The 19,678-nt window shown below is 55.4% G+C and carries 16 protein-coding genes; 10 read left to right on the forward strand and 6 right to left on the reverse strand.

The features are described 5' to 3' along the window. Window positions 1-50: 50 nt before the first annotated feature. Window positions 51-695, forward strand: coding sequence for an oligosaccharide flippase family protein (locus GVJ63_RS20510; RefSeq protein ID WP_010258395.1), 645 nt, complete (start codon window positions 51-53; stop codon window positions 693-695). A 433-nt stretch (window positions 696-1,128) separates the two neighbouring features. Further along, window positions 1,129-1,746 carry a trimeric intracellular cation channel family protein gene (locus GVJ63_RS20515; RefSeq protein ID WP_010258398.1) on the forward strand — a complete coding sequence of 206 codons (618 nt, stop codon included), beginning with the start codon at window positions 1,129-1,131 and terminating at the stop codon, window positions 1,744-1,746. On the opposite strand, the gene ligB is transcribed toward GVJ63_RS20515, so the two are convergent. Then, complete coding sequence (gene ligB, locus GVJ63_RS20520; RefSeq protein ID WP_159227306.1) at window positions 1,684-3,435, reverse strand: NAD-dependent DNA ligase LigB; 1,752 nt, start codon at window positions 3,433-3,435, stop codon at window positions 1,684-1,686. The genes GVJ63_RS20515 and ligB overlap by 63 nt on opposite strands. Window positions 3,436-3,674: 239 nt before the next feature. Between ligB and gmk the strand changes: the two genes are divergently transcribed. The 7 genes from gmk (at window position 3,675) to GVJ63_RS20555 (ending at window position 12,808) form a co-directional block, all read left to right on the forward strand. Next, window positions 3,675-4,298 (forward strand): guanylate kinase, encoded by a 624-nt coding sequence (gene gmk, locus GVJ63_RS20525; protein WP_010258405.1) that lies wholly within the window; start codon window positions 3,675-3,677, stop codon window positions 4,296-4,298. 54 nt (window positions 4,299-4,352) lie between these two features. Further along, the gene (rpoZ, locus tag GVJ63_RS20530) at window positions 4,353-4,628 is read left to right on the forward strand and encodes a DNA-directed RNA polymerase subunit omega (RefSeq protein WP_003851346.1); all 276 of its coding nucleotides are present in this window, start codon (window positions 4,353-4,355) and stop codon (window positions 4,626-4,628) included. A gap of 20 nt (window positions 4,629-4,648) precedes the next feature. Then, on the forward strand, window positions 4,649-6,757 hold the full coding sequence (spoT, locus tag GVJ63_RS20535; RefSeq protein ID WP_010258411.1) for a bifunctional GTP diphosphokinase/guanosine-3',5'-bis pyrophosphate 3'-pyrophosphohydrolase: 2,109 nt from the start codon (window positions 4,649-4,651) through the stop codon (window positions 6,755-6,757). Between the two features lie 2 nt (window positions 6,758-6,759). Continuing rightward, on the forward strand, window positions 6,760-7,458 hold the full coding sequence (trmH, locus tag GVJ63_RS20540) for a tRNA (guanosine(18)-2'-O)-methyltransferase TrmH (protein ID WP_069025535.1): 699 nt from the start codon (window positions 6,760-6,762) through the stop codon (window positions 7,456-7,458). Continuing rightward, the gene (gene recG, locus GVJ63_RS20545) at window positions 7,455-9,533 is read left to right on the forward strand and encodes an ATP-dependent DNA helicase RecG (protein ID WP_159227307.1); all 2,079 of its coding nucleotides are present in this window, start codon (window positions 7,455-7,457) and stop codon (window positions 9,531-9,533) included. Before trmH ends, recG begins: the two co-directional genes overlap by 4 nt. A gap of 103 nt (window positions 9,534-9,636) precedes the next feature. After that, complete coding sequence (locus GVJ63_RS20550; RefSeq protein WP_033773170.1) at window positions 9,637-11,010, forward strand: NCS2 family protein; 1,374 nt, start codon at window positions 9,637-9,639, stop codon at window positions 11,008-11,010. A 118-nt stretch (window positions 11,011-11,128) separates the two neighbouring features. Then, the gene (locus tag GVJ63_RS20555; RefSeq protein WP_022624891.1) at window positions 11,129-12,808 is read left to right on the forward strand and encodes an AsmA family protein; all 1,680 of its coding nucleotides are present in this window, start codon (window positions 11,129-11,131) and stop codon (window positions 12,806-12,808) included. Between the two features lie 34 nt (window positions 12,809-12,842). On the opposite strand, the gene fabY is transcribed toward GVJ63_RS20555, so the two are convergent. The 5 genes from fabY to typA form a co-directional block, all read right to left on the reverse strand. Further along, window positions 12,843-13,790 carry a fatty acid biosynthesis protein FabY gene (gene fabY, locus GVJ63_RS20560; RefSeq protein ID WP_010258423.1) on the reverse strand — a complete coding sequence of 316 codons (948 nt, stop codon included), beginning with the start codon at window positions 13,788-13,790 and terminating at the stop codon, window positions 12,843-12,845. Between the two features lie 56 nt (window positions 13,791-13,846). Next, complete coding sequence (gene dtd / locus GVJ63_RS20565; RefSeq protein WP_022624890.1) at window positions 13,847-14,284, reverse strand: D-aminoacyl-tRNA deacylase; 438 nt, start codon at window positions 14,282-14,284, stop codon at window positions 13,847-13,849. Further along, window positions 14,281-15,150 (reverse strand): virulence factor BrkB family protein, encoded by an 870-nt coding sequence (locus GVJ63_RS20570; protein ID WP_010672108.1) that lies wholly within the window; start codon window positions 15,148-15,150, stop codon window positions 14,281-14,283. Before GVJ63_RS20570 ends, dtd begins: the two co-directional genes overlap by 4 nt. A 3-nt stretch (window positions 15,151-15,153) precedes the next feature. Continuing rightward, window positions 15,154-15,750 carry a glucose-1-phosphatase gene (gene yihX / locus GVJ63_RS20575; RefSeq protein ID WP_159227308.1) on the reverse strand — a complete coding sequence of 199 codons (597 nt, stop codon included), beginning with the start codon at window positions 15,748-15,750 and terminating at the stop codon, window positions 15,154-15,156. Window positions 15,751-15,960: 210 nt separating this feature from the next. Continuing rightward, window positions 15,961-17,784, reverse strand: coding sequence for a ribosome-dependent GTPase TypA (typA, locus tag GVJ63_RS20580; protein WP_010258429.1), 1,824 nt, complete (start codon window positions 17,782-17,784; stop codon window positions 15,961-15,963). Window positions 17,785-18,222: 438 nt separating this feature from the next. Between typA and glnA the strand changes: the two genes are divergently transcribed. Continuing rightward, on the forward strand, window positions 18,223-19,632 hold the full coding sequence (glnA, locus tag GVJ63_RS20585; protein WP_159227309.1) for a glutamate--ammonia ligase: 1,410 nt from the start codon (window positions 18,223-18,225) through the stop codon (window positions 19,630-19,632). The last annotated feature ends 46 nt before the right edge of the window (window positions 19,633-19,678 follow it).

A 19,678-nucleotide genomic window follows, 5' to 3' on the forward strand; every position in this document is an offset into this window, starting at 1 on the left:
TACACAACTATTTAATTCTCACAGAGTCGATGGACTCTAACGAGTATATTATGGCAATACGTGAAAGCAGTCTGAATGGCGCAAAATGGTCTCTGCTCTCTTCAATCAAAATTATTGGCATCGGCGTATTACAACTCTCGTTGCTGGCGCAGATTCTGCAGGCGAATGAGCTCAATCTGCTGGCGATCGCCGTGATAGCTTTACTGGCTATCGATACTCTGGCCGATCGGGGCTTCTCAAATACGCTGATCCGCCGCTCGATTCTCTCTATCAATGACCTCTCCACGATCTACTGGGGTAATATGTTGATGGGGGTCGCGGTGTTTGGTCTGTTATTTACTGGCAGCCACCTGCTGACCAGCCTTTTTGATCAACCTGAACTGGCATTAATGCTGCAGATGGTCTCAGTGGTGTTTATTATCATCCCACAGGGTCAGCATTACCGTGCGATATTACAGCGCGAAAAACAATATACCCGTATCGCTTTTGCTGAAACCTCCTCGGTATTAGCCGGACTTGCCGTCACCTTATTTACCGTCTGGCTGACCCCTTCAGTATTGTGTGCGATCTGGGGTTACCTGGCGATGGCATCCATTCGTATGCTGATTTACTGCTACTACGGTCGTTCATGGTTCCAGCCGGAATACCGTTTTAGCCTGAATGCATTTTCTAAAATTCGTGCAAGAAACAAATAATAAAATAAGTCTGTATGGTGGGCTCTGAGCATCCGAAACGATGCGTTGGCGTGCTGTTAACCAGCACGCCTTTTCTTTTTATTTAGTCTGTCGCAATATTTACCTGATCGATTCTTTTCCCGCAGCATCCAGCCCTTTTTTATCTCCTGTATAAACTGGTTTTCGACCAGCGGCTATCTGGCGATCGTCGTCAGTTCACCGCCCGCCCTGAGTGGGAAAACCCCACGCCGGAACGCGCAAACCCTCTGTACGTTGTTTCCTCTCAACTTTTTCAATCACCTGCCGCAGTCCCTTCGCAAAAAAGTCTTTCTATGATGACGCCAGCGCTGGCTGGTATAAACTGCGCTCATCCCGGACGCCGATCGCCAGAAAATCTTCGGCGCCGTCTCTCAAGCAATGCCGTAGTCTTGCCGCCGTCTTACTGGAGTCTGCTATGTTACTGACCGTTCTCTACATTATTGGTATTACTGCTGAAGCCATGACGGGTGCGCTGGCGGCGGGGCGTCGCAAAATGGATCTGTTCGGTGTCATCATTATCGCGTCCGTGACCGCCATTGGTGGCGGTTCGGTGCGCGACATCCTGCTGGGTCACTATCCGCTGGGCTGGGTGAAACATCCCGAATACATCATGATTGTTGCAGCGGCGGCGGTAGTGACCACTTTCCTGGCACCCCTGATGACGCATCTGCGCAAAGTGTTTCTGGTGCTCGATGCGTTAGGACTGGTGGTCTTTTCTATTATCGGCGCGCAGGTTGCGCTCGATTCAGGACACGCCATGATTATTGCCGCGATAAGTGCGGTCATTACCGGCGTCTTTGGCGGCGTACTGCGTGACATGTTCTGTAATCGCATTCCGCTGGTGTTTCAGAAGGAACTCTACGCCGGTATCGCTTTCGCCTCTGGCTGGATGTATATCCTGCTGCTGAAAACCACACTGGCGCATGAAGCGGTGATTATCATTACCCTGCTGTTCGGATTCTTCGCGCGTTTACTGGCGCTGCGCTTCCGTCTTGGTTTGCCGATTTTCAACTATCCCCATCCCGAGCATTGAGGATGCGGGAATTCCCTGCTGTCTCAGGAAAGCGATCAGCGCCTGCAGGCGGTCATCATGGAACTGCGTAACCAGGCGCTTTGCCAGCGCCGCCCCGACACCCGGTAAAGCTTGCCAGTCCCTGACATCCCGCTGCGTTAAGCTCTCCCACTGCTGATCGGGCAGCGCATTGAGGGCCTTCCGCGGCAGTGAAACACCTAAGGCATCCACCCAGCGACGAAGCGGCTGCTGACGGGTGAGATTAAAACGGTGCCAGAGCTGACCCGCCCGCTCCCGAGAGAGGCCCGTTGCGGCGGCGATCTGTTCCGGTGTTAACGTCAGCCAGCCGAACAGGTGCGTCATACTGCCGGTTTCCAGTAAGTGCAGCCAGGTGCTGCGCTCAACGCCAGGAATATTCAGCACCGTTTTCTGACTGAGCCAGCGTAATTTTGCCAGTAGCTGCTTCTGGCATTCAGCGCTGAAGGTGTAACAACTCAGCGGCGTGTAGCGCGACGCGTCGGGAGGCTGAGGATAGTGCCGCTCTGCCACGCGCCAGATCACCCGCTCCAGCCGGGGAATGCCCTGGCCTGCCAGACTCAGTGTGATGACATCTCCCGCCACGATATCGCTCTCCTGCCAGCGGCGCAGCGATCCAACATTGACCCGCCTGACCGTCTTATCATCCAGCTGTACCGGCTGCAGATTAAGTACCGCGGCTATCTTCCCGGTTCGGCCGACTGGAAAATCGACGGAGAGCACTTCAGCGCTGACTTCCGGAGGCTGATATTTCCAGGCAACGGCCCATGTTCCCTCTCCAGGCAGCCAGTTTTTGCCCACAGGTCGCAGGCTCTGATGAACGACGACACCGTCAGTGACAAAGGGCAGCTCAGCATGAAACCAGCGCTCCCGCCACGCTGCAACCTCCTCTTCGTCTTTAACGCTGTGGCTCCATTTTGCGGCAACGCCCAGTCCCCAGCGGCTGAGTTGCTGAAGGCGTTCCGTCATCGTGGCGGGGCCATCTGGCCAGGCCCAGATAAAAATATCGAGCGAGTCCAGCAGAGGAACCCGCTGCTTGCTCATCATGGCGCCTGCTACCTGTGAGCGCGCATTCCTGCCGCCATCAACCGCCTGCTGATGACCGGTCATCGACAGAAACAGCTCACCCTGTAGCACAACCTCTTCAAGTCCGGTCTCGATCTGCAGCGGAATCGCAGGGATCCAGGCGGCTTTAGCCAGCCACTCTTCACCGCGTAATCCATCACCACGACTCAACAGTGAAACCAGTCTGCCGTGGCGATAAACCAGGGAAATGGCAATGCCATCCACTTTCGGCTGCACCCAGAGATCGTGCCGCCCCTGCATCCAGTAAGCCAGGGCCAGCTTGTCGCGCATCTTTTTTACGCCCGTGTGGGCGACCGGATGCAGGTGCTCACCCTCACCCGGCAGTTGCGGTGCGTAAGCGGGCTGCAGAAGGTTAAAGCAGTGCTGCCAGTGATTCAGTCGCTGCTGCAGACTGTCATAATCGGCATCAGCCACCGGACTCTGCCCCTGACGATAGTAAGCATCATCCCAGTGCTGCAGCTGCTGTTGCAGACGACGGATCTCTTCTGACGCCCGGGTGGGAGTCCAGACCGGACAAAGGGCGCTATGCGCAGGCCATAGGACGATCCACAGAGCAGCCGCAAACAGCGGCCAGCCGAATCCTTTCATGATCTCTCTCCTGACGTTTTGCAGCATTCAATACCGGTGCTTCAGCGTCAGCCAGAGGTGATGTTCAGCTATGGAAGGGATGCCGTCGCAATCAGGGAATAATTACAGTCGTCCGACAGAGATTTGCGCGAAGATGCGCAAAAGTTGGGTGTTGCCGCTGCGCAAACGCTGCGTGGCGGCGGGAAGCTGTGTATACTGTGCAGGAAATCGACTCCGCTTTTAATCAATTCAAGAAAACCATGGCTCAAGGCACGCTCTATATTGTTTCTGCTCCCAGCGGCGCAGGTAAATCCAGCCTGATTCAGGCGCTGTTAAAGACCCAGCCGTTGTATGATACGCAGGTCTCTGTTTCGCACACGACGCGCGGTATGCGTCCGGGTGAAACCCATGGCGAACATTACTTTTTTGTTGAGAAGCATGAATTTGAGCAGATGATCGCGGAAGAGGCTTTCCTCGAACATGCCAAAGTTTTCGACAACTATTACGGTACCTCGCGCCATGCTATTGAGCAGGTGCTGGCAACCGGCGTTGACGTGTTTCTCGACATCGACTGGCAGGGTGCGCAGCAAATTCGCACCAAAATGCCTGGCGCACGCAGCATCTTTGTTTTGCCGCCTTCGAAAGAAGAGCTCGATCGCCGTCTGCGCGGTCGTGGCCAGGACAGCGAAGAGGTGATCACGCGTCGCATGGCTCAGGCGGTAGCGGAAATGAGCCACTACGCCGAGTATGACTATTTAATTGTGAATGATGATTTCGATCTGGCGCTGTCCGATCTGAAAACCATTATTCGCGCAGAACGTCTGCGTATGGCGCGTCAGAAGGCGCGTCACGATGCTTTAATCAGCAAACTGTTGGCAGTCTGAATACAGTTTCAGTATGATGCGCAGTCATTTCTTCATCTGTGGAGTAGCACACCTATGGCACGCGTAACCGTTCAGGACGCAGTAGAAAAAGTTGGTAATCGTTTTGACCTGGTGTTGGTCGCTGCACGTCGTGCACGTCAGATGCAGGTAGGCGGCAAAGATCCACTGGTTCCGGAAGAGAACGATAAACCTACCGTTATCGCCCTGCGCGAAATCGAAGAAGGTTTGGTCACCAATCAGATTTTAGATGTGCGTGATCGTCAGGAACAGCAAGAGCAGGAAGCCGCTGAGTTACAGGCCGTTACCGCTATCGCTGAAGGTCGTCGTTAACAGCCACCTGCAGGTCGCCCTTGTATCTGTTTGAAAGCCTCAATCAACTGATTGAAAAATACTTGCCAGAGGAGCAGATCAAGCGCCTCCAGCAAGCCTACCTTGTCGCACGTGATGCCCACGAGGGACAGACACGCTCCAGCGGTGAGCCTTATATCACCCATCCGGTTGCCGTGGCCTGTATTCTGGCGGAAATGAAGCTCGACCATGAAACTCTCATGGCCGCGCTGCTGCATGACGTGATCGAAGATACGCCTGCCACTTACCAGGACATGGAACAACTGTTCGGTAAAAGCGTGGCGGAACTGGTCGAAGGCGTTTCCAAGCTGGATAAGCTGAAATTCCGCGACAAGAAAGAAGCGCAGGCAGAGAACTTCCGCAAGATGATTATGGCGATGGTGCAGGATATCCGCGTCATTCTCATCAAGCTGGCTGACCGCACCCACAATATGCGCACTCTCGGCGCATTACGCCCGGACAAACGTCGCCGCATCGCGCTGGAAACGTTAGAGATTTACAGTCCGCTGGCGCACCGCCTGGGTATTCATCATCTTAAAACAGAGCTGGAAGAACTCGGTTTTGAGGCCCTCTATCCGAACCGTTATCGGGTCATTAAAGAGGTGGTGAAAGCCGCGCGCGGTAATCGTAAAGAGATGATCCAGAAGATTCTTTCTGAGATCGACGGCCGTTTGCAGGAAGCGGGCATTCCCTGCCGCGTCAGCGGGCGTGAAAAGCATCTTTACTCGATTTACCGCAAAATGACGCTGAAAGAGCAGCGTTTTCACTCGATCATGGATATCTATGCCTTTCGCGTCATCGTGAAAGATCTGGATACCTGCTATCGCGTTCTGGGCCAGATGCACAGTTTGTATAAACCGCGTCCGGGCCGCGTCAAAGATTATATCGCCATCCCCAAAGCGAACGGCTATCAATCGCTCCATACCTCAATGATTGGTCCGCATGGCGTGCCGGTCGAAGTACAGATTCGCACCGAGGATATGGATCAGATGGCGGAAATGGGGGTCGCTGCGCACTGGGCTTATAAACAGGCGGGCGAAAGTGGCACCACCGCACAGATTCGCGCTCAGCGCTGGCTGCAAAGCCTGCTGGAGCTGCAACAGAGTGCGGGCAGTTCGTTTGAATTTATTGAAAGCGTGAAGTCCGATCTCTTTCCCGATGAGATCTACGTCTTTACACCTGAAGGCCGTATTGTTGAACTGCCAACCGGTGCGACGCCGGTGGACTTCGCTTATGCGGTCCACACCGATATCGGCCATGCCTGCGTTGGCGCACGCGTTGACCGCCAGCCTTATCCGCTGTCGCAAACCCTGACCAGCGGTCAGACGATTGAGATCATCACCGCGCCTGGCGCCCGTCCTAACGCCGCCTGGCTCAACTTTGTCGTCAGCTCCAAAGCCCGCGCAAAAATTCGTCAGCTGCTGAAAAACCTCAAGCGCGAAGACTCCGTCAATCTGGGTCGCCGCCTGCTCAGCCATGCGCTGGGCGGCAGCCGTAAACTGGCTGAGATTCCGCCTGAGAATATCAGGCAGGAGCTGGATCGTATGAAGCTGACCTCGCTTGACGATCTGCTGGCAGAAATCGGTCTGGGCAATGCGATGAGCGTGGTGGTGGCGAAGAACCTGTTGCAGGCTGACAGCAACGCCATCAGCAGCAACAGCAAGCGCGGTAAACTGCCGATCAAAGGTGCAGATGGCGTGTTGATTACCTTCGCCAAATGCTGCCGTCCGATTCCCGGTGACCCGATTGTTGCCCATGTCAGTCCCGGCAAAGGGCTGGTGGTGCATCATGAATCCTGTCGGAATATTCGCGGCTACCAGAAAGAGCCTGAAAAATTCATGCCGGTCGAGTGGGATAAAGTCACCGAGCAGGAGTTCGTGGCGGAAATCAAAGTCGACATGTTTAACCATCAGGGCGCACTGGCTAACCTGACGGCGGCAATCAACACGGCCGGTTCCAATATTCAGAGCCTGAATACCGAAGAGCGTGATGGCCGCGTTTACAGCGCCTTTATCCGCCTGACCGCACGTGATCGCGTACATTTGGCGAATATCATGCGTAAAATTCGCGTGATGCCGGATGTGATCAAAGTCCATCGTAACCGTAATTAGGCATGAACGATCAACGATTTGCCCGGATTCAGGCGATGCTGGCACTGCGCCAGCACGATCTCACGGTCTGTATGGAGCAGGTGCATAAACCGCACAATGTTTCCGCAGTGATCCGCACGGCGGACGCCGTCGGCATCCACGAAGTGCACGCCGTCTGGCCGAGCCAGCGAATGCGCACTCAGGCTTCCGCATCTGCCGGAAGCAACAGTTGGGTTAAAGTGGTCACCCATCCCACCATCGGCGATGCTGTAAAAAAGCTCAAACAACAGAAGATGCAGGTTTTAGCGACCCATCTCTCTGCCGATGCCGTGGATTTCCGTGAGATCGATTATACCCTTCCGACCTGCATCCTGATGGGCCAGGAAAAAACCGGCATCACCGAAGAAGCGCTGGCGCTGGCCGATCGGCAGATCGTGATTCCTATGGTGGGTATGGTGCAGTCGCTGAATGTCTCTGTCGCCTGCGCGCTAATCCTCTATGAAGCCCAGCGGCAGCGACAGAACGCCGGTCTTTACCTGCGTGATTACAGCCTGCTGGATGAAGATGAACAGCAACGTCTGCTGTTCGAAGGCGGATTCCCGGTGCTGGCGCGGGTCGCAAAACAGAAAGGTCTGCCTTATCCGCGCATCAATGCGCAGGGTGAAGTCGAGGCCGATCCCAGCTGGTGGGCAACCATGCAGTCGACCGGTAAAAGAAGATGAAAGGCCGTCTGCTGGATGCCATCCCGCTCAGTACCCTGACCGGCGTCGGTGCCAGCCAGGCAGCTAAACTGGCCAAAATTGACCTGCACACCATTCAGGATCTCCTGCTCCATCTCCCGCTACGCTACGAAGATCGCACCCAACTCTATGCCATTGATGATCTGCTGCCCGGTATCTGGGCCACCGTAGAAGGCGAAGTGCTGCACACAGATATCACCTTTGGTCGCCGCCGGATGATGGTGTGCCAGATCAGCGATGGCAGCGGTGTGCTGACGATGCGCTTCTTCAATTTCAATGCCGGGATGAAGAACAACCTGTCGCCGGGCCGCCGCGTCACCGCCTATGGTGAGATTAAGCGCGGTCAGCGTGGCGCCGAGATTATTCATCCCGAATACCGCATCCAGGGCGAACAGAGCAATGTGACGCTGGAAGAGACCTTAACGCCGGTTTATCCCACCACCGAAGGCATCCGACAGGCCACGCTGCGTAATCTCACCGACCAGGCGCTGACGCTGCTGGAAAGCTGCCCGATTGCCGAGCTGCTGCCGAAGGAACTGAGCGGCGGCTTGATCAGCCTGCCTGATGCGCTGCGCACACTGCATCGTCCGCCGCCCGATCTCCGGCTCAGCGAGCTGGAAAGTGGCCGTCATCCTGCTCAACGCAGGCTGATTCTGGAAGAGCTGCTGGCGCACAACCTCAGCATGCTGGCGGTGCGCGCCGGTGCGCAGCGCTATTACGCGTTACCGATGCCGCCGCGACACAATCTCAGTGATCAACTGCTGGCCGCGCTGCCCTTCTCGCCAACGAATGCGCAGAAACGCGTGGTGGCGGAGATAGAGAAAGATCTGGCCAATGATTTCCCGATGATGCGGCTGGTGCAGGGCGACGTCGGCTCGGGCAAAACACTGGTTGCTGCGCTCTCTGCGCTGAACGTTATCGCCCATGGCAAACAGGTTGCGCTGATGGCGCCGACCGAACTGCTGGCTGAACAGCACGCCAGTAACTTCCGCCAGTGGTTTGCGCCACTGGGCATTGAAGTAGGCTGGCTGGCCGGGAAACAGAAAGGCAAAGCCCGCCAGGCCCAGCAGGAAGCGATAGCCAGCGGTCAGGTGGCGATGGTCGTGGGCACACACGCTCTGTTTCAGGAGCAGGTGCAGTTCAACGGCCTGGCGCTGGTCATTATTGATGAGCAGCACCGGTTCGGCGTCCACCAGCGACTGGCCTTGTGGGAAAAAGGCGAGGAGCAGGGTTTCCATCCGCATCAGCTGATCATGACCGCCACACCGATTCCGCGCACCCTGGCGATGACCGCGTATGCCGATCTCGATACCTCAACCATCGATGAGCTGCCGCCGGGTCGAACACCGGTGACGACCGTCGCCATCCCCGATACGCGACGCGAGGAAATTGTGGCGCGGGTTGAGCATGCCTGCCGCGAAGGTCGTCAGGCCTACTGGGTCTGCACGCTGATTGAAGAGTCGGAACTGCTGGAAGCCCAGGCGGCAGAAGCCAGCTGGGAATCCCTGAAAACCGCGCTGCCCGACTTAAATATCGGACTGGTGCATGGCCGTATGAAACCCGCGGAAAAACAGGCGGTGATGCAGGCGTTTAAAGCCAATGAACTGCAGCTGCTGGTAGCGACGACCGTGATTGAGGTCGGCGTGGACGTGCCGAATGCCAGCCTGATGATCATCGAAAACCCGGAGCGGTTAGGGCTGGCGCAGCTGCATCAGCTGCGGGGCCGTGTGGGTCGTGGTGCCGTGGCATCACACTGTGTACTGCTCTACAAAGCGCCGCTGAGCAAGACGGCGCAGAAGCGTTTACAGGTACTGCGCGACAGCAATGACGGCTTCGTCATTGCCCAGTTCGATCTGGAGATTCGCGGGCCGGGTGAACTACTGGGCACGCGTCAGACCGGCAATGCCGAATTTAAAGTGGCCGACCTGCTGCGCGATGCGGCGATGGTGCCCGAAGTTCAGCGTGTGGCGCGCCACATCCACCAGCACTATCCCGAACAGGCCAGCGCATTGATTGAACGCTGGCTGCCAGAGAACACCCGTTATACCAACGTCTGAACGCCCCCCTCTGATTCGGCTTTTTTATCCCTGCCGGGCAAACGATTGCTTTTAGCCTGCGGATGATTACAATCGCCACATTATTTTTTGGGAAGAACAGAAGATGTCCACTAATCCGCAGCCAGAACAGCCTTCCGCCACGCAAAGCGAACTGATTTATCGTCTTGAAGATCGTCCTCCCCTGCCACAAACGCTGTTTGCCGCCGGTCAGCATCTGCTGGCGATGTTTGTCGCGGTCATTACCCCCGCGATTCTGATTTGTCAGGCGTTAGGGCTGCCCGCAGAGGATACCCGGCACGTGATCAGCATGTCGCTGTTTGCATCGGGTGTGGCATCACTGCTGCAAATCAAAACATGGGGACCGGTGGGTTCGGGCCTGCTGTCGATTCAGGGCACCAGCTTCAACTTCGTTACGCCCTTGATTATGGGCGGCATGGCGCTAAAAAATGGCGGCGCTGACGTGCCCACCATGATGGCGGCGCTGTTTGGTACGCTGATGCTCGCCTCCTGTACCGAAATGGTGCTGTCACGCGTATTGCACCTGGCGCGCCGGATTATTACGCCGCTGGTTTCCGGTATCGTGGTGATGATTATCGGCCTGTCGCTGATTCAGGTAGGGCTGACCTCCATTGGCGGCGGTTTCAGCGCAATTAACGATCATACTTTTGGTGCGCCGAAAAATCTGATGCTGGCAGGAGCTGTGCTACTGGTGATCGTACTACTTAACCGGCAGAAGAACCCCTACCTGCGCGTTGCCTCCCTGGTCATTGCCATGGCGGTGGGCTATCTGCTGGCCTGGGCGATGGGCATGCTGCCTGCCGCCGGCATCCCCACCGATCAGCCGCTAATCGTGGTGCCGACCCCGCTCTATTACGGGCTGGGCTTCGACTGGAATCTGCTCATCCCGCTGATGCTGGTGTTTATGGTGACCTCTCTGGAGACCATCGGCGATATCACCGCCACCTCGGATGTGTCAGAGCAGCCGGTCAGCGGACCCCTCTATATGAAACGCCTGAAAGGCGGCGTGCTGGCGAATGGCCTCAACTCCTTTGTCTCCGCGCTGTTTAATACTTTCCCGAACTCCTGCTTCGGTCAGAACAATGGCGTGATCCAGTTGACCGGTGTTGCCAGCCGCTACGTCGGCTTTGTTGTCGCGCTGATGCTGATTGTGCTGGGGCTGTTCCCGGCGGTCAGCGGACTGGTGCAGATGATCCCTGAACCGGTACTCGGCGGCGCCACCATTGTGATGTTCGGCACCATCGCCGCTTCGGGTGTCCGCATTGTGTCACGCGAGCCGCTTAACCGCCGCGCCATCATGATTATTGCGTTGTCGCTGGCGGTGGGCCTGGGCGTTTCCCAGCAGCCGCTGATCCTGCAGTTTGCGCCTGACTGGCTGAAAACCCTGCTCTCTTCCGGTATTGCGGCGGGCGGCATTACCGCTATCGTACTCAACCTGATTTTTCCGCCAGAGAAGTAAGGCCAGAGGCAGGCTTCGGCCTGCCTGCTAATTATTCGGATTTACATCCAGGCTGTTGAGCTGTAACGGTAATTCAGGCATAACAACCTCTCACCGGATTTAACTCGGGAAGGATGCTATGAAATTTATTGGAAAGTTTTTCCTCACCTTACTTTTGCTGCTGCTTTTCACCCTGGTCGTGATCTATGTTCTGTTGCAGACACAGTGGGGTGCAGGCTGGTTTAGCCGTTGGGTGAGTGACAAAACCGAATGGCATCTCTCCCTGAGTAAAATTGAACACAATTTCTCCTCTCCCTCTCACATCATTCTGGATGACTTCAGCTTTGGTCACGATGGACAGCCTGCAGTTCTGGTGGCGAAACGGGTCGATCTCGGTCTGGCACTGATTCAGTTCAGCGATCCGCTGCATTTCAGCAGCCTTGAGCTGCGCGACGGAGAAGTGAATCTGGCCAATCTGGCGCCAGGCAGCGCGCTACCGATTCAGGCCGATCGCCTGCAACTCAACAATATGCGTATCGACAGTCCCAACAGCGCGTTACCGCTGTTTGCTCAGCAGGTTAATGGCGGCATTTTGCCGTGGAAACCCACTGCCCTTGATATGCTGGGTCGCGATGCCCGCTTCCAGATGAGCGCAGGCAGCATGACACTGAATAATGTGCCGGGTGAAAACGTACTGATCCAGGGCAGTGTTGCCCAGGGTCGGATGCGCTTTGACAATATTGGTGCCGACCTGGCGCGTGGCTCTATGACCGGCAACGGTGAGCGCGATGCCCAGGGCAACTGGAAAATTAATCAGCTGCGACTGAACGACATCCGTCTGCAGACCACCAGTAGCCTGAAAGATTTCCTGCATAGCCTGCAGGTTGTCCCCTCGATCGCCATTACGCGGCTCGACATGACCGATGCCCGCCTGCAGGGGCCTGACTGGGCGGTAACGGATCTGGATCTGACGCTGAGAAACGTTAACTGGCAGGGTGATGACTGGCAGAGTAACGATGGTTCGCTGGCGCTGAATGCCAGCAATTTTATCAACGGTGGATTCGAACTAAATGACCCCATCGTTAACCTGGACTTCTCACCGCAGGGCGTGGCGCTGACGCAGTTCAGTTCACGCTGGGCAAATGGGGTAATTCGGGCTGACGGTGACTGGTCGCGTAGCGATAAGCGCCTGACACTGAAAAACCTGGCGGTGGCGGGACTGGAATACACTCTGCCGCAGGACTGGCGCGATCGCTGGCAGGCGACACTGCCCGCGTGGCTGGATAGCGTAGAGGTGACGCGCTTCACCTCTAACCGAAACCTGATTATCGACATCAATCCGGCTTTTCCCTTCCAGCTGACCTCACTGGATGGATCCGGTGAAAACCTGCTGCTGGCGCAGCAGCACCAGTGGGGGATCTGGTCGGGTAAGCTCAGCCTGAACGCGGCAGAATCAACCTTTAATCGCACCGACCTGCGTCATCCGTCGATTGCGCTGAGCGCTGACCAGCAGCAGATTCAGGTTACGGAGCTGAGTGCGTTCAGTAATAAGGGTCTGCTCGAAGGGACGGCCACCGTAGGCCAGCAGCCAGCCCGTCCGCTGACGCTGCAACTGACAGGTCGTGCTGTACCGGTGAATGTGTTGCAGAACTGGGGATGGCCCGCGTTGCCGTTAACCGGTGACAGTAATATGCAGCTGCAGCTGAACGGTGCATTAACCGCAAATCAGCCGCTGCGCCCGACGGTTAATGGCAGTTTGTCGGTGACAACCGACAGTCAGCAACTGCAGCAGACCATGCAGGCTGGCGAGGTACGTTAACAACAGATCAGGGCCGCTGAAGCGGCCCTGATGATTAGTTGATACGCGCGCCGGACCCCCCCTCTTCCAGCGGCCCATCAGGATCGGCGGGCAGGACGATATAGACCCCTTCAAACACAGCGCCACACTCATCATTGCCAAACAGCTCAACTTCGAGCTGCACACGCGCTTTACGTCCGCGCGCCAGGCGGTCGAGATCGCCGCTTAATGAGCCCAGATCGGCAATCGCGCCAGGCCGTCCGCTGATGGGGTGGCTATAGCGAATGTGCGCATCCGCCAGAATAATGGTGCCACCCAGATGACGCTCGCGCAGCAGCAACCAGATCAACCCCCAGCCGGTCAGCGTTGCCAGCGAAAACAGGCTGCCAGCGAACAGCGTCTGGTGTGGATTCTGGTTGCCCGCTTCCGGCATGGTGGTGATAAATTTTTGCCCGGTAAACTGCAGAATACGGACGCCCATCTTTTCGCTGAGCGGGATATGATCATACCAGGCCTGTTGCAGCTGACCGCACCAGTCGGCGCGATGCAGGATATCGTCAAGCGTGACGACCGGTTTGATCATCAGAAAGTGACGAACCGGCGTCGTCTGCGGCGCGGTAATCTCGCCCTGATTGATGTAGCCGAGTTTAGCGAAGAAAGCGACAGCATCTTCGCGGGCGCTGCAGGTGACCCGCTTAGCCCCTTCCTGACGCGCCACGGATTCCAGCGTCATCGCCACCAGAGTACCCAGTCCCTTGCCCTGAACCGAGGGATGAACGGCCATGAAGCGGATAGCGGCCTCATTGTCGGCATTAATATAGAGACGCCCGATGGCGACCGGATTTCCCTGCTCATCAACCACCATCTGATGATGCGCCAGCGCATCCCAGGCGTCACGTTCCGACCCCTGCGGCTGACGCAGAGGTTTACGCAACATCTCCCAGCGGAACTGATAATAGATATCCAGCTCTTCCGCCGTCTGTGGCACGCGAAGGTGATACATGTAATGTTTCTCCCGCTCGGATGTGTGGCCAGTTCCCTGCCGCTCAGCTGAAGTTCTCACACCTGTAACCAGAACGTCACAGGACCATCATTCACCAGCGAGACCTGCATATCCGCAGCAAAACGGCCATTAGCCGTGGTGATGCCCTGCTTGCGACAGCAGTCGCTGAAATATTCATACAGCCGCTCGGCTTCAGCGGGCTCGGCGCCACCCGAAAAGGAGGGACGCATCCCTTTTTGGGTATCTGCGGCCAGCGTAAACTGTGACACCACCAGCACGCTTCCGCCCGCCTGGCGAACACTCAGGTTCATTTTGCCCTGCTCATCACTAAAGATGCGATAGCCCAATACGCGTTCTGCGAGACGTTCCGCACGCGCGTTGTCATCGCCCTTTTCCACGCCCAGCAAAACCAGTAAACCGGCATCGATTTCACCGACCACTTCCTGATTGACGCTGACGCTGGCGCGCTGTACGCGTTGAATCAATGCAATCATGTTTCCTCGCGTTGCTCCTCTTTGTGTTGCTGCTTTAACTGCCGATAGTCGGCTAACGCAACGGTGATTTCAGCGCCTAACAACACAATACACCAGGTCCAGTAGACCCAGAGAAACAGAATGGGGATCACGGCCAGTACGCCGTAGATCAGCTGATAAGAGGGAAACATAGTAACATAGAGCGCAAAGCCCTTTTTGCCCAGCTCAAACAGCGCACCGGCAACCAGCGCGCCAATCAGCGCATCGCGCGGCGGCACTCGCTGGGTAGGAACGATGCTGTAGAGCAACCAGAAGGCGAGCCACGACAGCAGGAGCGGGAAAATTCGCAGCATCTGATCGACCAGGCTGGTGACGCCTGTCGCGTTAATCCAGCGCAGCGACAGCAGATAAGAGCTGATTGCCAGACTGGCACCGGCCAGTAACGGGCCTAGTGTCAGGATCATCCAGTAGACCGCAAAGGAATAGACCATCGGCCGCTTCTTGTTGCTGCGCCAGATGGTGTTTAACGCGGTATCGACGGAATGCATCAGCAGTAAGGCGGTAACGATCAGGCCGACCGCTCCGACCGCCGTCATCCGGTTTACGTTAGCCACAAACTGCTCAAGATAGCGTTGCAGCGTGTTACCTGCAGCCGGCATCAGATTGGTAAAGACAAAGTGCTTTAACTGCACGCTGATATCTGAAAAGACCGGAAACGCCGCAAACAGGGCAAACACCACCGCAATCAGCGGCACCAGCGCCAGCAATGAGACATAAGCCAGATTACCGGCCTGGGTCGTCATGCCATCCTCATCAATGCGTTTCCACAACAGTTTGAGCCACAACCAGAACGCATGCAGCCCGGGACGAAATTTACGTGACATCATGAATTACTGTTGACCTGCAAACCAGTTGGGTACCGTTTTACTGTCAGTAACCAGTACACTTTCAATACCCAGGGCGCGGGCCGCCTCAATGTTTTGTGGATTATCGTCAAAAAATACCGCCTGATCGGCAGCCACACCTTCTGCGTCCAGCACATGCTGATAAATCCGGGCTTCCGGTTTACGCATGCCCAGCTCCTGGGAGAGGTAGAGCTTGTCGGCTGCCTGCTGCACGTCCGGATACTGTGTTGGCCAGAATTCGCAATGCAGTTTGTTGGTGTTAGAGAGGATCACCACCCGATGGCCCTCCAGCCGCAGCCGGTTCATCAGCGGCAGGATTTCCGGACGCACGTCAACGAATACCGCCTGCCAGCCAGCGGCAAACTGTTCATAGCTCAGCGCGATTTCCAGCTTTTCACACAGCGCCAGCGCGAAATCTTCATCGCTGATCTCGCCACGTTCGTGTTGTTCAAACGCCTCATCCATCTGGAAATGGCTTTGCAGCGAGGCCAGCGGCACACGACTAAGGTCACTCCAGACACCCAGCACGCGGTTAAAGTCGATATCGATAATCACATTGCCCAAATCAAAGATATACAGCATGGTGTGTCTCCTTCTGTTCCCTGGAGTATTCACTCTAGCGGCAAAAGGGCAGGCTGAACAGGCACTCGCGGAGAGAAAAGCGTAAACGGCAGCGGGCAGGTAAAAAGCGCGACATATCCCACAAATAATCGCTGGCCCGGCTGAAGAGGCAGGAATTTCAGGCAAAAAAAAAGCCCCGCAGGCGGGGCTCTTTATCAGTTAAAGGCGCAATTATGCGTCTTTAGGACCACGTGATGCACGTTTACGGTCATTTTCAGTCAGGTGACGTTTACGGATACGCACTGACTGTGGTGTAACTTCTACCAGTTCGTCATCATCGATGAACTCGATCGCCTGCTCAAGGGTCATCTTGATTGGCGGAACCAGCGTCGTGGCTTCATCAGTACCTGAAGCACGCATGTTGGTCAGTTTCTTACCGGTCAGGCAGTTAACTGTCAGGTCGTTAGAACGGCTGTGAATACCGATGATCTGGCCTTCATAGACTTCTGCACCGTGACCCAGGAACAGCTTACCGCGGTCCTGCAGGCTGAACAGTGCAAACGCAACTGCTTTACCCTGACCGTTGGAGATCAGTACGCCGTTCTGACGCTGGCCCACTTCGCCCGCACGAATGTCATCGTAGTGGCTGAAGGTAGAGTAGAGCAGACCGGTACCGGAAGTCATGGTCATGAATTCGTTACGGAAGCCGATCAGGCCACGGCTTGGGATCACGTAGTCGAGACGTACGCGGCCTTTGCCATCCGGATCCATGTTTTTCAGATCGCCCTTACGCTCACCCATGGCTTGCATGACTGAACCCTGGTTGTTCTCTTCGATATCCAGCGTAACGTTCTCGAATGGCTCCTGTTTACGGCCATCGATTTCGCGGAAGATAACTTTCGGACGGGATACTGCCAGTTCGAAACCTTCACGACGCATGTTTTCGATCAGAACTGACAGGTGAAGCTCACCACGACCTGATACGCGGAACGCGTCAGCATCTTCAGTTTCTTCAACGCGCAGTGCCACGTTGTGAACCAGTTCTTTGTTCAGACGCTCAAGGATCTGACGTGAAGTCACGTACTTACCTTCTTTACCGCAGAACGGTGAGGTGTTGACGTTAAAGAACATGGTAACTGTTGGCTCATCGACACTCAGTGCTGGCAGCGCCTGCACGTTCTGTGGATCACAGATGGTGTCAGAGATGTTCAGCTCGCCCAGACCGGTGATAGCAATGATATCGCCCGCTTCTGCCAGGTCGCTGTCGATACGCTCAAGACCCAGGTGAGTCAGGACTTTACCGACTTTACCGTTACGGGTTTTGCCTTCGCTATCGATGATAGTGACTTGCTGGTTAGGCTTAACTTTACCGCGCTTGATACGGCCGATGCCGATCACGCCCAGGTAGTTGTTGTAGTCCAGCTGAGAGATTTGCATCTGCAGTGGGGCGTCAGCCTCAACCTGCGGAGGTGCAACGTGGTCGACGATCGCCTGATACAGCGGGGTCATATCGTCAGCCATGTCGGTGTGCTCAAGACCAGCAATACCATTCAGCGCAGAGGCGAAAATGATAGGGAAGTCGAGCTGCTCATCAGTAGCATCCAGGTTAACGAACAGGTCAAAGACCTGATCAACAACCCAATCCGGACGCGCACCAGGGCGGTCTACTTTGTTGATAACCACAATCGGCTTCAGACCATGCGCGAACGCTTTTTTGGTCACGAAGCGGGTTTGCGGCATAGGGCCATCCATCGCATCTACAACCAGCAGCACCGAGTCCACCATGGACATGACGCGCTCAACTTCACCACCGAAGTCGGCGTGTCCCGGGGTATCAACGATGTTGATACGGTAGTCATTCCACTTAATGGCGGTGTTTTTTGCGAGGATGGTAATCCCACGCTCTTTCTCCAAATCATTGGAGTCCATCACGCGCTCTGTTGCTTCGGTACGGGCATCAAAAGTACCGGATTGTTGCAGCAGTTTGTCAACCAGGGTGGTCTTTCCATGGTCAACGTGCGCGATGATGGCGATGTTACGCAAATTTTCGATCACAGCTTTGCCTCAGGCATTAGAAATAGCGCGTTATTGTACACTGATTAAGCGGAAGACTGAACACGATCACACTTTTCACTGAAAGTTTATTGCATGGAGGCCAATTTGCCCTGTTACCGGTGCAGAAAATGCACTAAGTTGGTCTGATGCACCAAAATAGTGCCACCAGATGACCGCTAAGCACCACAATGGTGCAATAAAACGATCGTGGTGCAGCCGCTTTATGACAAAAAGGTGCACCACAAGGCGATTTAAGCATCATCAAAAAAGTTGGCACAGAATTCGCTTTATCTAAATCAAGCGTAAACGCCAGACAGATGTCGGTTGAAGAGCGTGCCGGAAGAGGTTGGTCAGGGAGTTGTTTTCCCGCAACGTATTCCGGAAACGACGTTTCCTCGCCATGTAGATAATGAAAGACCATTTCCAGGAGAGTTGAGTATGTCCGCTGAACACGTTCTCTCGATGATGAACGAGCATGAAGTTAAGTTTGTTGACCTGCGTTTTACCGATACCAAAGGTAAAGAACAGCACGTTACGATCCCTGCTCACCAGGTTAACGCTGACTTCTTCGAAGAAGGCAAAATGTTCGATGGTTCGTCTATCGGCGGCTGGAAAGGCATTAACGAATCAGACATGGTGCTGATGCCTGACGCCACCACGGCGGTCATGGATCCTTTCTTCGAAGATTCTACGCTGATCATCCGTTGTGACATCCTCGAGCCAGGCACCATGCAGGGCTACGACCGCGATCCACGCTCTATCGCTAAGCGCGCTGAAGATTTCCTGCGCTCTTCCGGCATCGCTGATACCGTACTGTTTGGACCAGAACCAGAATTCTTCCTGTTCGATGACATCCGTTTCGGCTCATCGACGTCCGGTTCACACGTTGCTATCGACGATATAGAAGCGGCATGGAACACCGGTAAAGAGTACGTAGGCGGTAACAAAGGTCACCGTCCAGGTCTGAAAGGCGGCTACTTCCCGGTTCCACCAGTTGACTCATCACAGGACATTCGTTCTGCCATGTGTCTGACCATGGAGCAGATGGGCCTGGTTGTTGAAGCGCATCACCACGAAGTGGCGACCGCGGGTCAGAACGAAGTGGCAACCCGCTTCAATACCATGACCAAAAAAGCGGACGAAATTCAGATCTACAAATATGTGGTTCACAACGTTGCGCACGCTTACGGCAAAACCGCGACCTTTATGCCGAAGCCTATGTTTGGCGACAACGGTTCAGGCATGCACTGCCATATGTCACTCTCCAAAGGTGGCCAGAACCTGTTTGCCGGCGATAAGTACGGCGGCCTGTCTGAAATGGCGCTGTTCTACATCGGCGGTATCATCAAGCACGCTAAAGCGATCAACGCCCTGGCGAACCCGACCACCAACTCTTACAAGCGTCTGGTCCCGGGTTACGAAGCACCGGTTATGCTGGCTTACTCTGCCCGTAACCGTTCAGCCTCAATCCGTATTCCGGTTGTTGCCAGCCCGAAAGCGCGTCGTATCGAAGCGCGCTTCCCGGATCCAGCGGCTAACCCATACCTGGCGTTCACCGCACTGCTGATGGCTGGCCTGGATGGCATCATCAACAAAATCCATCCTGGCGATGCGATGGACAAAAACCTGTATGACCTGCCACCGGAAGAAGAAGCTGAGATTCCAAAAGTTGCAGGCTCTCTGGAAGAAGCGCTGAATGCACTGAACGAAGACCGCGAGTTCCTGACCCGCGGCGGAGTATTCACTGACGAATCGATCGATGCTTACATCGAACTGCGTAAAGCAGAGATGGATCGCGTTCGCATGACGCCACACCCGGTTGAGTTCGAGCTCTACTACAGCGTTTAACTGGTCAGACGTTTTTTGTTGCCGTGGAAACTTTTAGCCCATCTTC

The organism is Pantoea sp. 18059, assembly GCF_902706165.1.
Classification (GTDB): domain Bacteria; phylum Pseudomonadota; class Gammaproteobacteria; order Enterobacterales; family Enterobacteriaceae; genus Pantoea; species Pantoea agglomerans.